We start from the raw sequence: 13,367 nt of genomic DNA on the forward strand, positions 1-13,367 counted from the left end.
CCCTTACGGATAGAGGATTTCGTCATGTCAGCAGTCGCTCATCTCAAGCATGAAATCGACAAGGTCAAAGTACGTCTGCACGGTCTGTTCACGCGGGTGGAAATGGCCTGGATGAAGCTCATCAGCGAACTGGAACCCGAGGAGTTTCAGGCCATCATCAAGTTGCTCCAGCGCGGTCACGATCAGGCGCAGTACGTGCTCAAGTACGGCGAGTTGCCGGACGACGAGCCGGCCGTGCCGTGGGAGTTGTCCCACGGTTTGTCGATCCTGCGGATCGGCAACGCGACACCCTTGCCGCAATCACCCGACCAACTGCAAACCAAAGTGCTCAAGGACGGCACGCTGTTGGGATGTCGCAAGTGGGAACTGCTGGATCTGCTGTGGAGCGAAGCACTGCTCAAGTGGATCGAAAACCTGCGTCATCACGCGACCTTCGGTACTGACCCGGCGCTGGTGCAAATGGATCGCGAGGTGACGCTGGCGATTGCCGGGGACTGGGGCACGGGGCCGTTCAACAGCCATGCGCCGGCGGTGTCGGTGGCCAACCAGATGCAGCTGGCCAACGCCGATTTCACCATTCACCTGGGGGATGTCTATTACGCCGGTACGCATTCTCAGGAAGACACCGACATGGCCGGCTGGCCGATGGGCACCCACGGTTCGTTCACCCTCAATTCCAATCACGAGATGTACAGCGGCGCCCACGGTTATTTCAAGGAGCTGGCCGCGCGTTTTCCGGGGCAGCAGGGCACCAGCTACTTTGCCCTGATCAACGACGACTGGCTGATTGTCGGACTGGACACGGCGTACGCCTCGGATGTCATGAATCTGTACATGGACGGTACGCTGAACAAGCCGCAGATCGAGTGGATGAAAGGCTTGCCGAAACGCAAGAAACTCATGGTGCTGAGCCACCATCAGGGCTTCGATATCACCGGGCAAAACAAGACCGCGCTGTACCAGCCGGTGTGCGATGCATTGGGGCGCGAGCCGGATTACTGGTACTGGGGACATCTGCACAACGGCATCGTCTACGCGACCCAGGGCGGTTTGCACGCGCGCTGCGCCGGGCACGGAGCGATTCCCTATGGCACCACCAGCGAGCTGAACGGGCATTCGCGGATATTGTTTTCGGAGACTCAGGATGCAAAAGACCCAGACTATCCGCTGCGGGTGTTGAACGGGTACGCGAAAATCAGGTTGGTGGGGGAGGAGATTTTTGAGGAGTTTATTGGCGAGGATGGCAGTGTGAGGTGGTCATCCAAATAATTGGGTGAATGTGAGGACGCCATCGCGAGCAGGCTCACTCCTACAGTTGGAATGCGTTCCCCTGTAGGAGTGAGCCTGCTCGCGAAGCTTTTTGCCTTTGCTTTTAGCCCTGGACGGGGACGCCTTTGAGGTACGGCGCAGGCTCGGCCCCAAGGTTGCTCAACAGACGCTCGCTGTACCAGTCGACGAAGTTGACCACGCCAAACTCATAGGTCTTGGAGTACGGCCCCGGCTGGTAAGCCGTCGAGTTGATCCCGCGCTGGTTCTCTTCAGCCAGACGACGGTCCTGATCGTTGGTCGCATCCCACACCTGACGCATGCGCTCGACGTCGTAGTCCACGCCTTCGACCGCGTCCTTGTGCACCAGCCATTTGGTGGTGACCATGGTTTCCTGCGCGCTGATCGGCCACACGGTGAAGACGATGATGTGGTCGCCCATGCAGTGGTTCCACGAGTGCGGCAGGTGCAGGATGCGCATCGAGCCGAGGTCCGGATTCTTGATGCGGCCCATCAGTTTCGCGCAGCCCTGTTTGCCATCGAGGGTCATCGACACGGTGCCCTTGAGCAGCGGCATGCGCACGATGCGGTTACGCAGGCCGAAACTGGCGTGGGCGTAAGGGATCTTCTCGGCTTCCCAGGCGGCAGCAGAGGCGGCGACGTGATCCTTGAATGCCTGATCGGCGCGCGGGTCGGTGACGTCGTCCCACTCCAGCAGGGTTTTCAGCAGTTCCGGGTGCGACGCGTTGCAGTGGTAGCACTCGCGGTTGTTTTCCAGCACCAGTTTCCAGTTGGCCTTTTCCATCAAGGTGGTGGTAATCGCCACCTTGGTGTTCTCCATGTCGTACGGTTCCATGTAGTGGTTCAGCGTCGACAGGAAGTCATCGATGGCCGGCGGATTTTCCGCCAGGCTGATGAAGATGTAGCCGCCGGCGGTCTTCACGTTCACTGGTTTGAGGCCGTACTGCTTCATGTCGAAGTCGGCGCCCATTTCGGTGCCGGCGAACAGCAGGCGACCGTCCAGCTCGTATGTCCACTGGTGGTAGTGGCAGACCAGTTTGGCGACCTTGCCCTTGTCGCTGGTGCACAGGCGCGAACCGCGGTGCCGGCAGACGTTGTGAAACGCATGCACCACGCCTTCGGCACCACGGATGACGATGATCGGGTTTTTGCCGATCTGCAGCGTCAGGTAGTTGCCTTTGGCCGGGATCTCGCAGGTCATGCCGGCGATCAGCCATTCTTTCTGGAAGATCTCCTGCATGTCGATATCGAACAGCCGCTCGTCGCTGTAGAACGGTTGCGGCAGCGAAAAGGTGCGCTCGCGCTCCTGGAGCATTTGTGCGGTGGCCTTGCGTGCGGGTTCCAGCGGATCGCCCAGGCTGATTTTTGCGGTGACGTCCATCGATGTGATCCTCATGGCCATCTGCGTGGCCGGCGAAAGTGGCTAATCAGGTGTGCTGCTAACGGTTGCTACGCAAGGTGTAAAGAATCTGTCTTGGTGTGAGGCGAGTGTGGGGCCGGCGCTGCCCGGAACCTTATCCATGGGCGACATGGTGCAATCTGTTCCCGACGCGCAACCCCCGGTGGTTGGGGGCTGGTCGCGATAAGTATGCCGATGTCGCGGATAGGTAAACGGGCGGTCTGCGCTATACGCAGAATCGCCACATGAAGGCCGACAGTCGGCCGTGGAGAACAGCATGTCCAACAGCTTCCTGAATCCGGTCACCACCCAGACCTGGGCCAATGGCCGACACATCGTCCGTTGCGTCAAAGTCATCCAGGAAACCTGGGACGTGCGCACCTTCTGCTTCATGGCGGATCAGCCGATCCTGTTCTTCTTCAAGCCCGGCCAGTTCGTGACCCTGGAGCTGGAAATCGAAGGCCAGCCGATCATGCGCTCGTACACGATTTCCAGTTCGCCGTCGGTGCCGTACAGCTTTTCGGTGACCATCAAGCGTGTGCCGGGCGGCAAGGTGTCCAACTGGCTGCACGACACCCTTCATGAAGGGCAGGAACTGGCGGTGCACGGGCCGGTAGGACTGTTCAACGCCATCGACTTCCCGAGCCCGAAAGTGCTTTATCTGAGCGGCGGCGTGGGGATCACCCCGTGCATGTCGATGGCGCGCTGGTTCTACGACACCAACGCCAACGTCGACATGACCTTTATCCACAGCGCGCGCTCGCCGAAAGACATCATTTACCACCGCGAGCTGGAACACATGGCGTCGCGGATCGACAACTTCAGCCTGCACCTGATCTGCGAGAAACACGGGCTGGGCGAGCCATGGGCCGGCTACCGTGGCTACCTCAATCACAAGATGCTCGAACTGATGGTGCCCGACTTCCTTGAGCGCGAAGTGTTCTGCTGCGGCCCGACGCCGTACATGAACGCGGTCAAGCGCCTGCTGGAAGTCGCCGGTTACGACATGAGCCGTTACCACGAGGAATCTTTCGGTGCTACGCCACCGGAAGCCCGTGCCGATGCGGTGGAGCAGGCCGAGCAGGCAGCCGATGCCCCGGAAATCGATGCGGCGGATCTGCATCAGGTCGAATTCACCGCGTCCGGCAAGAGCATCCGCGTAGCCCCGGGCGAGACCGTGCATGCGGCGGCTGCCAAGCTCGGCCTGATGATTCCGAAAGCCTGCGGCATGGGGATTTGCGGGACGTGCAAGGTACTGAAGCTGGGCGGCGAAGTGGAGATGGAGCACAACGGCGGGATTACCGAGGACGACGAGGCTGAAGGGTTTATCTTGTCGTGCTGCAGTGTGCCGAAGGGCGACGTCAGAATCGAATTCTAAGGTTTTGCACAAACCCAATGTGGGAGCGGGCTTGCTCGCGAAAGCGGTGTGTCATTCAACGTTGATATTGACTGATCCGACGCCTTCGCGAGCAAGCCCGCTCCCACAGGGGGATGTGTTTTCAATCGATAAACAGGTCGGGCATCAGGGTTGCAGTGCTGCCCGGTTCAAAGCGGTAGTGATCGAATTCAGTCACGCCGTGCTCGCGCAAAATTTCTTCGTCGATAAGCAACCGCCCGGTGATCTGCCGTTGGCGGCTAGTCAAAATCACATGCGCCGCGTCCGCCATGATCGAAGGCGAACGTGCATGCTTGAATGAATCGCGATTGCCCAGCTGAAACTCGATAGCCGCCGTGGCAATCATCGTCTGCGGCCACAGTGAGTTGACGCTGATCCCGTAACTGGCGAATTCCTCGCTCATGCCCACCGTCAGCATGCTCATGCCGTACTTGGTCACCGTATACGGGCTGTACTGCGCGAACCACTTGCTCGCCAGATTCAGCGGCGGCGACAGGTTGAGGATGTGCCCGGCGGATTTCTTCAGGTAGGGCAGGGCGGCCTGGCTGCACAGCAGCACCGCGCGGGTGTTGATCTGGTGCATCAGGTCGAAACGCTTGAGTTCGATGTGTTGCACGCCGGTGAGCTTGATCGCTCCGGCGTTGTTCACCAATGCGTCGATACCGCCGAAATGTTCGTTGGCTTGCGCGAGTGCCTGGCGCACGGCGTCTTCATCACGCACGTCCAGTTGCAATGCCAACGCTTTGCCGCCCGCCGCTTCGACTTCGGCGGCGACGCTGTGGATGGTGCCGGGGAGTTTGGCGTGGGGTTCGGCGCTCTTGGCTGCGATGACGATATTGGCCCCGTCCTTTGCGGCCCGCAGCGCAATCTCACGGCCAATGCCACGGCTGGCGCCGGTGATGAACAGGGTTTTGCCTTGTAACGACATGCCGATGCTCCTGCTTATTGTTATGTGAGCGGAGGGCTCGACAGACAATGTAGACGAAGTCTTCAGGTGCGAACGAGGAGGGGCGATTGGATTGGGCGAGCTTTTGTGGGGGCGAGCCTGCTCGCGAGAGCGGTCTGTCAGCCGAGTTCTATGTCGGATGCGCCGGCCTCTTCGCGAGCAGGCTCGCTCCCGCAGGGGAGGGGAGCTATCAGGCGGACATGACTTCGCGGATGTCGCGGGCCAGTTCGCGCACGCGTTCTTCTTCGGTGTCCCACGAGCACATGAAGCGTGCGCCGCCCTTGCCGATGAAGGTGTAGAAGCGCCACTGCTTCGCGGTCAGGGCGGCGATGGCCGGCTCCGACAGTTGCAGGAACACGCCGTTGGCCTGCACCGGGAACATCAGTTCGACGCCCGGAATGTCGCTGACCAGCTCGGCCAGCAGTTGCGCGCAGTGGTTGGCGTGACGGGCGTATTTGAGCCAGGCGTCGTTTTCGAGAATGCCGACCCATGGCGCCGACAGGAAGCGCATTTTCGACGCCAGTTGCCCGGCCTGCTTGCAGCGGTAGTCGAAGTCTTCAGCCAGTTTGTGGTTGAAGAACAGAATGGCCTCACCCACCGCCATGCCGTTTTTCGTGCCGCCGAAGCACAGCACATCGACGCCGGCCTTCCAGGTCAGGTCGGCCGGCGAGCAGCCGAGGAAGGCGCAGGCGTTGGAGAAACGCGCGCCGTCCATGTGCAGGTGCAGGCCCAGTTCCTTGCAGGTGGCGCTGATGGCGCGGACTTCTTCCGGGGTGTAGACGCTGCCGACTTCAGTGGCCTGGGTCAGCGTTACAACGCGTGGTTTGGGATAGTGGATGTCCTGGCGCTTGAGCGCGACTTCGCGGATCGACTGCGGGGTGATCTTGCCGTTTTCGGTGCCGGCGATCAGCAGTTTCGAGCCGTTGGAGAAGAATTCCGGCGCGCCGCATTCGTCGGTTTCGACGTGGGCGGTTTCCGAGCAGATCACGCTGTGGTAACTCTGGCACAGGGACGACAGCGCCAGCGAGTTGGCGGCGGTGCCGTTGAAGGCGAAGAACACCTCGCAGTCGGTTTCGAACAGTTTGCGGAAATGATCGGACGCGCGTGCGGTCCACTCATCGTCACCATAGGCGCGCTGGTGGCCGTGGTTGGCCTGTTCCATGGCAGCCCAGGCTTCAGGGCAGATACCGGAGTAGTTGTCGCTGGCGAATTGTTGGCTCTTGTCGGTCATGGCCGGCTTCCGTGGTCGAGACTCTTGTGAAGGCTCGTGGTCAATGATGGTGCGCACTTTACCGAAGATCTTCCGGGGAGCACACGGGATGTCGCTGTCAGAAAATTACCAGTTGGCGACCCGATTATGCACGTGACTAAACGCGACGGCGCGCTGGATTTGCTCAAGTGGCTGGCGTTGTTGAGCATGCTGCTCGATCATCTGCGATATGTCGGGATCAGCGCCGATTGGCTGTATGTTCCGGGGCGGATGGCCTTCCCGTGGTTCTGTTTGGCGATGGCGGTGAATCTCTCGCGTGTCGGCGTGCAGAAAACGCAATGGCGCTATCTGGGCTGGCTGCTGCTGTTCAGTGCAGTCAGCGAGATTCCTTACCGCTGGTACATTCCTGATCCAGACACCTTGAACGTGATGCCCACGCTGGCGCTGGGGTTGCTGGTGGCGCGGGGCTGGCAGGATCGCACGCTGCTGTCGCGACTGTTGGGCGTCGGTGCCTTGGTGCTGGCGGCGCTGTTTTCGCAGTGGCTGATGTTCGGCGTGTCGGGTGTGCTGTTGCCGCTGGCGTTGCTGCTGGTGATTGGTCGGCGCTGGTATTTCAGTCTGCTGCCGGGGCTCGTGTGTCTGGCGGGCAATCAGTGGCAGGTGCTGTATGAGGCGGCGCAGTTCGGCAACTACGTGGCGGTGTTCGGCATCGCGGCATGTCTGATTGCGCCAATGCTCGGGCTGTTCTTGTTGCGACACGCCAGGTCTCTCCATCCGCCGCCCATGCGCCGTTGGGCCTACGCACTCTATCCCGTGCATTTCCTCTTGCTGCTCGCCCTCCGCCAGCTCTTCACATAACCCCTGTGGGAGCGGGCTTGCTCGCGAAAGCGGTGGTTCAGTCAACGGAGAGGGTGAATGACAAATCCGCCTTCGCGAGCAAGCCCGCTCCCACAGGTGATCTGCGCCGATTCGATGAATGTGTCCGGCAAGCCATTTCGAACCATGTCGTAAACGCACCTTTGCGTGGCGTCCGTAGGCATTTGAGCTGTCTGCGCCGGTCATACCATCGCATCAAAGGGCACTGCCGCCAGCGGCGTGCCTGACCAAGACAAAATGGCGCACCGACGCCGCCGGGAGAGACGCGATGTTCAGCAAGCAAGACCAGATCCAGGGTTACGACGATGCACTGCTGGCGGCGATGAATGCCGAGGAGCAACGTCAGGAAGATCACATCGAGCTGATTGCGTCGGAAAACTACACCAGCAAACGCGTCATGGAAGCGCAAGGCAGCGGCCTGACCAACAAATACGCCGAAGGTTATCCGGGCAAGCGCTACTACGGCGGCTGCGAGCATGTGGATAAAGTCGAAGCGCTGGCCATCGAACGCGCCAAGCAGCTGTTCGGCGCCGATTACGCCAACGTCCAGCCGCACTCCGGTTCGTCGGCCAACAGTGCCGTGTACCTGGCGCTGATCCAGCCGGGCGACACCATCCTCGGCATGAGCCTGGCCCACGGCGGTCACCTGACCCACGGCGCCAAAGTGTCGTCCTCGGGCAAGCTGTACAACGCGGTGCAGTACGGCATCAACACCGACACCGGTTTGATCGATTACGACGAAGTCGAGCGTCTGGCCGTCGAGTGCAAGCCGAAGATGATCGTCGCCGGTTTCTCCGCCTACTCCAAGACCCTGGACTTCCCGCGCTTCCGGCAGATCGCCGACAAGGTTGGCGCATTGCTGTTCGTCGACATGGCCCACGTGGCCGGTCTGGTGGCCGCCGGTCTGTACCCGAACCCGCTGCCGTACGCCGACGTGGTCACCACCACGACTCACAAGACCCTGCGCGGTCCGCGTGGCGGGCTGATCCTGGCCAAGTCCAACGAAGAGATCGAGAAAAAGCTCAACGCGGCGGTATTCCCCGGCGCTCAGGGCGGCCCGCTGATGCACGTCATCGCCGGTAAAGCGGTGTGCTTCAAGGAAGCGCTGGAGCCAGGCTTCAAGGCTTATCAGCAACAAGTGATCGACAACGCCAAGGCCATGGCCAGCGTGTTTATCAAACGTGGCTACGATGTAGTGTCCGGCGGTACCGACAACCACCTGTTCCTGGTCAGCCTGATCCGTCAGGGCCTGACCGGTAAAGATGCAGACGCCGCCCTTGGCCGTGCGCACATCACCGTCAACAAGAACGCTGTGCCGAACGACCCGCAGTCGCCGTTCGTGACCTCGGGCCTGCGCATCGGCACCCCGGCGGTCACCACGCGTGGCTTCAAGGTTGCCCAGTGCGAAGTGCTGGCCGGCTGGATCTGCGACATCCTCGACAACCTCGGTGACGCCGATGTTGAAGCGAATGTGGCCAAGAACGTCGCGGCACTGTGCGCCGACTACCCGGTTTATCGCTGAGCGGTTTGGAGTAAATGACTATGCAACGCTATTCGGGCTTCGGCCTCTTCAAACACTCCCTCAGCCACCACGAAAACTGGCAGCGCATGTGGCGCACGCCCACGCCGAAGAAGGTCTACGACGTGGTCATCGTCGGCGGTGGCGGGCACGGTCTGGCGACCGCCTACTACCTGGCCAAAGAGCACGGCATCACTAACGTGGCCGTGGTCGAGAAAGGCTGGCTGGGCGGCGGTAACACCGCGCGCAACACCACCATCGTGCGTTCCAACTACCTGTGGGACGAGTCGGCGCACCTCTACGAACACGCGATGAAACTCTGGGAAGGCCTGTCCCAGGATCTGAACTACAACGTGATGTTCTCCCAGCGCGGCGTCTACAACCTGTGCCACACCCTGCAGGACATCCGTGATTCCGAGCGTCGGGTCAGCGCCAACCGCCTCAACGGCGTCGACGGCGAGCTGCTCAATGCCAAGCAAGTGGCGGACGAAATTCCGTACCTCGACTGCTCGAAAAACACCCGTTACCCGGTGATGGGCGCGACCGTCCAGCGTCGTGGTGGTGTGGCCCGTCACGATGCCGTGGCCTGGGGCTTTGCCCGCGCCGCCGACGCCTTGGGCGTGGACTTGATCCAGCAGACCGAAGTGATCGGTTTCCGTAAGGAAAACGGTGTGTGCATCGGTGTTGAGACCAACAAGGGTTTCATCGGCGCCAAGCGCGTCGGCGTGGTCACCGCCGGTAACTCCGGGCACATGGCCAAGCTCGCCGGTTTCCGCCTGCCGATCGAATCCCACCCGCTGCAAGCGCTGGTGTCCGAGCCGATCAAACCGATTATCGACAGCGTGATCATGTCCAACGCCGTGCACGGTTACATCAGCCAGTCCGACAAGGGCGACCTGGTGATCGGTGCCGGTATCGACGGCTACAACGGCTACGGCCAGCGCGGTTCGTACCCGGTGATCGAACACACCATTCAGGCCATCGTCGAGATGTTCCCGGTGCTGTCGCGCGTACGCATGAACCGCCAGTGGGGCGGCATCGTCGACACCACCCCGGATGCCTGCCCGATCATTTCGAAAACCCCGGTACCGAACATGTTCTTCAACTGCGGTTGGGGCACCGGTGGCTTCAAGGCCACACCTGGCTCGGGCAACGTGTTTGCCGCAAGCCTGGCCAAGGGTGAAATGCACCCATTGGCCGCACCGTTTTCCATCGACCGTTTCCACAACGGCGCACTCATCGACGAACACGGCGCTGCTGCCGTCGCCCACTAACAGGAGAAATCCCCATGTTGCATATCTTCTGTCCTCACTGCGGCGAACTGCGCTCCGAAGAGGAATTCCACGCATCCGGTCAGGCGCACATTCCGCGCCCGCTCGACCCTGGCGCCTGCACTGATGAAGAGTGGGGCGACTACATGTTTTTCCGCGACAACCCGCGCGGTCTGCACCACGAGCTGTGGGATCACGTCGCCGGTTGCCGCCAGTACTTCAACGTCACCCGCGACACCGTGACCTACGAGATTCTCGAAACCTACAAGATCGGCACCAAGCCGCAATTCACCGACAAGGCTGATACGGCGAAAACAGCCACGACGGCGCTGGGAGAGAAGGTATGAGCCAGACCAATCGCCTGTCCAACGGTGGACGGATCGACCGCAACAAAGTGCTGAGCTTCACCTTCAACGGTCAGAACTACAAAGGCTTCGAGGGCGACTCGCTGGCCTCGGCGCTGATCGCCAACGGCGTCGACATCATCGGCCGCAGCTTCAAGTATTCGCGTCCTCGCGGGATCTTCGCCGCCGGTGCCGAAGAGCCGAACGCGGTGCTGCAGATCGGTGCGACCGAAGCCACGCAGATTCCCAACGTGCGCGCCACGCAACAGGCGCTGTATCAAGGTTTGGTCGCCACCAGCACCAACGGCTGGCCGAGCGTCAACAACGACATGATGGGCATTCTCGGCAAGGTCGGCGGCAAGCTGATGCCACCGGGTTTCTACTACAAAACCTTCATGTACCCGCAATCGTTCTGGATGACTTACGAGAAGTACATTCGCAAGGCTGCCGGCCTGGGCCGCTCGCCGACCGAAGTCGATCCGGACACCTACGACTACATGAACCAGCACTGCGACGTGCTGATCGTCGGCGCCGGCCCTGCCGGTCTGGCGGCTGCCTTGGCCGCTGCGCGCAGCGGTGCCCGGGTGATTCTTGCCGATGAGCAAGAGGAGTTCGGCGGCAGCCTGCTTGATTCCCGCGAAAGCCTCGACGGCAAACCGGCGGTGGAGTGGGTTGCCAGCGTCATTGCTGAATTGAAGAACACCCCGGACGTGCTGCTGTTGCCGCGCGCCACGGTCAACGGCTACCACGACCATAACTTCCTGACCATTCACGAACGCCTCACCGATCACCTCGGTGACCGCGCGCCAATCGGCCAGGTGCGTCAGCGCATCCACCGCGTTCGCGCCAAGCGTGTGGTGTTGGCGACCGGTACGCACGAACGTCCGCTGGTCTACGGCAACAACGACGTGCCGGGCAACATGCTCGCCGGTGCGGTCTCGACTTACGTACGCCGTTACGGCGTGGCGCCGGGCAAAAAACTGGTGCTGACCACCAACAACGATCACGCCTACCGCGTGGCACTCGATTGGCTCGACGCCAGTCTGCAAGTGGTGGCCATCGCTGATGCGCGCAGCAACCCGCGTGGTGCGCTGGTGGAAGAAGCCCGCGCCAAAGGTATCCGCATCCTCACCGGCAGCGCCGTGATCGAAGCCCGTGGCAGCAAACGCGTTACCGCTGCCCGCGTCGCCGCAATTGATGTCAAAGCACATGCCGTGACCAGTCCGGGCGAGTGGCTCGACTGCGACGTGATCGCCAGTTCCGGTGGTTACAGCCCGGTCGTTCACTTGGCTTCGCACCTCGGCGGCAAGCCGACCTGGCGTGAAGACATCCTCGGTTTCGTACCGGGCGAAGCACCGCAGAAGCGCGTGTGTGTCGGCGGCATCAATGGCGTTTACGGCCTCGGTGATTCGCTGGCCGATGGTTTCGAAGGTGGCGCACGCGCTGCCAGTGAAGCCGGTTTCGGTGTGGTTGAAGGTACGCTGCCCAAAGCGCTGAGCCGTCTCGAAGAAGCGACCCTGGCGCTGTTCCAGGTACCGCATGAGAAGGGCACCTCGCGTGCGCCGAAACAATTCGTCGACCTGCAGAACGACGTCACCGCCGCCGCCATCGAACTGGCGACCCGCGAAGGTTTCGAGTCGGTCGAACACGTCAAACGTTACACCGCGCTGGGCTTCGGCACCGATCAGGGCAAGCTCGGCAACGTCAACGGCCTGGCGATTGCCGCCCGTTCGCTGAACGTGACCATCCCGCAGATGGGCACCACGATGTTCCGCCCGAACTACACGCCGGTGACCTTCGGCGCTGTGGCCGGGCGTCATTGCGGGCACATCTTCGAACCGGTGCGTCACACCGCACTGCATGCCTGGCATGTGAAGAACGGCGCCGAATTCGAAGACGTCGGTCAGTGGAAGCGTCCTTGGTACTTCCCGAAAAACGGCGAAGACCTGCATGCAGCGGTCAAGCGCGAATGCAAGGCTGTGCGCGACAGCGTCGGCCTGCTCGACGCCTCGACCCTGGGCAAGATCGACATTCAAGGCCCGGATGCCCGCGAGTTCCTTAACCGCGTGTACACCAATGCCTGGACCAAGCTCGACGTGGGCAAGGCCCGCTATGGCCTGATGTGCAAAGAAGACGGCATGGTCTTCGATGACGGTGTGACGGCGTGTCTGGCCGACAACCATTTCGTCATGACCACCACCACCGGCGGCGCGGCCCGCGTGCTGCAATGGCTGGAGCTGTACCACCAGACCGAATGGCCGGACATGAAGGTCTACTTCACTTCTGTCACCGACCACTGGGCAACCATGACCCTGTCCGGCCCGAACAGCCGCAAGCTGCTCAGCGCTGTGACGGATATCGACCTGAGCAACGAAGCCTTCCCGTTCATGACCTGGAAAGAAGGTCTGGTCGGCGGTGTGCCGGCGCGGGTGTTCCGCATCTCGTTCACCGGTGAGCTGTCGTACGAAGTCAACGTGCAGGCCGACTACGCGATGGGTGTGTTGGAGAAGATTGTTGAGGCAGGGAAGGCCTTCAACCTGACGCCATATGGCACCGAAACCATGCACGTGCTGCGCGCCGAGAAGGGTTTCATCATCGTCGGTCAGGACACTGACGGCTCGATGACCCCGGACGATCTGAACATGGGCTGGTGTGTGGGGCGCACCAAACCGTTCTCGTGGATCGGCCAGCGCGGCATGAACCGTGAAGACTGTGTGCGTGATCAGCGTAAACAACTGGTGGGCCTGAAGCCGATCGATCCGAACGTGTGGCTGCCGGAAGGTGCGCAACTGGTGTTCAACACCAAGCAGGCGATCCCGATGACCATGGTCGGCCATGTCACCTCCAGTTACGCGCACAACTCCCTCGGTTATTCGTTTGCAATGGGGGTGGTCAAGGGCGGTCTGAAGCGCATGGGCGAGCGGGTGTTTGCACCGCTGGCCGATGGCAGCGTGATCGAGGCGGAGATTGTTTCTTCGGTGTTCTTCGATCCGAAGGGTGATCGGCAGAACATTTGATGGCCTCAAGAACTGTGGGCGGGCGGCTATTCGCGAGCAGGCTCGCTCCCACATTCGACCGCGTTCCCCTGTGGAAGCGAGCCTGCTCGCGAAAGCGGTAGA

At 61.3% G+C, this 13,367-nt stretch carries 10 protein-coding genes; 7 read left to right on the forward strand and 3 right to left on the reverse strand.

All coding sequences use genetic code 11. The features are described 5' to 3' along the window. The first annotated feature begins 24 nt into the window (after positions 1–24). A complete protein-coding gene (locus U862_RS0100205; RefSeq protein ID WP_025108551.1) occupies positions 25–1,269 on the forward strand; it encodes a metallophosphoesterase in 1,245 nt (414 codons plus the stop codon). A 103-nt stretch (positions 1,270–1,372) separates the two neighbouring features. Here U862_RS0100205 and gbcA read toward each other — a convergent pair whose 3' ends face one another. Next, positions 1,373–2,668 carry a glycine-betaine demethylase subunit GbcA gene (gbcA, locus tag U862_RS0100210; RefSeq protein ID WP_025108552.1) on the reverse strand — a complete coding sequence of 432 codons (1,296 nt, stop codon included), beginning with the start codon at positions 2,666–2,668 and terminating at the stop codon, positions 1,373–1,375. 295 nt (positions 2,669–2,963) lie between these two features. Between gbcA and gbcB the strand changes: the two genes are divergently transcribed. Continuing rightward, positions 2,964–4,064, forward strand: a complete 1,101-nt coding sequence (gene gbcB / locus U862_RS0100215) for a glycine-betaine demethylase subunit GbcB (RefSeq protein WP_025108553.1) — start codon at positions 2,964–2,966, stop codon at positions 4,062–4,064. A 121-nt stretch (positions 4,065–4,185) separates the two neighbouring features. Here gbcB and U862_RS0100220 read toward each other — a convergent pair whose 3' ends face one another. Further along, positions 4,186–5,010, reverse strand: coding sequence for an NAD(P)-dependent oxidoreductase (locus U862_RS0100220; protein ID WP_025108554.1), 825 nt, complete (start codon positions 5,008–5,010; stop codon positions 4,186–4,188). 208 nt (positions 5,011–5,218) lie between these two features. Further along, complete coding sequence (locus U862_RS0100225) at positions 5,219–6,259, reverse strand: low specificity L-threonine aldolase (RefSeq protein ID WP_025108555.1); 1,041 nt, start codon at positions 6,257–6,259, stop codon at positions 5,219–5,221. 126 nt (positions 6,260–6,385) lie between these two features. On the opposite strand from U862_RS0100225, the gene U862_RS0100230 reads away from it, so the two are divergent. From U862_RS0100230 to U862_RS0100250, 5 genes are all read left to right on the forward strand, one after another. Continuing rightward, a complete protein-coding gene (locus tag U862_RS0100230) occupies positions 6,386–7,096 on the forward strand; it encodes a TraX family protein (RefSeq protein WP_025108556.1) in 711 nt (236 codons plus the stop codon). Between the two features lie 286 nt (positions 7,097–7,382). Then, on the forward strand, positions 7,383–8,636 hold the full coding sequence (glyA, locus tag U862_RS0100235; RefSeq protein ID WP_003228965.1) for a serine hydroxymethyltransferase: 1,254 nt from the start codon (positions 7,383–7,385) through the stop codon (positions 8,634–8,636). 20 nt (positions 8,637–8,656) lie between these two features. Next, positions 8,657–9,907: a sarcosine oxidase subunit beta gene (locus U862_RS0100240; protein ID WP_003206307.1), complete on the forward strand. Its 1,251-nt coding sequence runs from the start codon at positions 8,657–8,659 to the stop codon at positions 9,905–9,907. 14 nt (positions 9,908–9,921) lie between these two features. Then, entirely contained in the window at positions 9,922–10,251 is a 330-nt protein-coding gene (locus U862_RS0100245) for a sarcosine oxidase subunit delta (protein ID WP_016986286.1), read from the forward strand. Beyond that, the gene (locus U862_RS0100250) at positions 10,248–13,265 is read left to right on the forward strand and encodes a sarcosine oxidase subunit alpha (protein WP_025108557.1); all 3,018 of its coding nucleotides are present in this window, start codon (positions 10,248–10,250) and stop codon (positions 13,263–13,265) included. The genes U862_RS0100245 and U862_RS0100250 overlap by 4 nt, the downstream gene beginning before the upstream one ends. The last annotated feature ends 102 nt before the right edge of the window (positions 13,266–13,367 follow it).

The sequence above is a fragment of the Pseudomonas sp. H1h genome (genome assembly GCF_000633255.1).
Taxonomy (GTDB): domain Bacteria; phylum Pseudomonadota; class Gammaproteobacteria; order Pseudomonadales; family Pseudomonadaceae; genus Aquipseudomonas.

Excerpts from the sequence above, each read along its gene's own strand:
- U862_RS0100205 (WP_025108551.1), top strand. The coding sequence starts at position 25 with ATGTCAGCAGTCGCTCATCTCAAGCATGAAATCGACAAGGTCAAAGTA.
- U862_RS0100230 (WP_025108556.1), top strand. The coding sequence starts at position 6,386 with ATGCACGTGACTAAACGCGACGGCGCGCTGGATTTGCTCAAGTGGCTG.
- U862_RS0100225 (WP_025108555.1), bottom strand. The coding sequence starts at position 6,259 with ATGACCGACAAGAGCCAACAATTCGCCAGCGACAACTACTCCGGTATC.
- glyA (WP_003228965.1), top strand. The coding sequence starts at position 7,383 with ATGTTCAGCAAGCAAGACCAGATCCAGGGTTACGACGATGCACTGCTG.
- U862_RS0100240 (WP_003206307.1), top strand. The coding sequence starts at position 8,657 with ATGCAACGCTATTCGGGCTTCGGCCTCTTCAAACACTCCCTCAGCCAC.
- gbcA (WP_025108552.1), bottom strand. The coding sequence starts at position 2,668 with ATGGACGTCACCGCAAAAATCAGCCTGGGCGATCCGCTGGAACCCGCA.
- U862_RS0100220 (WP_025108554.1), bottom strand. The coding sequence starts at position 5,010 with ATGTCGTTACAAGGCAAAACCCTGTTCATCACCGGCGCCAGCCGTGGC.
- U862_RS0100245 (WP_016986286.1), top strand. The coding sequence starts at position 9,922 with ATGTTGCATATCTTCTGTCCTCACTGCGGCGAACTGCGCTCCGAAGAG.
- U862_RS0100250 (WP_025108557.1), top strand. The coding sequence starts at position 10,248 with ATGAGCCAGACCAATCGCCTGTCCAACGGTGGACGGATCGACCGCAAC.
- gbcB (WP_025108553.1), top strand. The coding sequence starts at position 2,964 with ATGTCCAACAGCTTCCTGAATCCGGTCACCACCCAGACCTGGGCCAAT.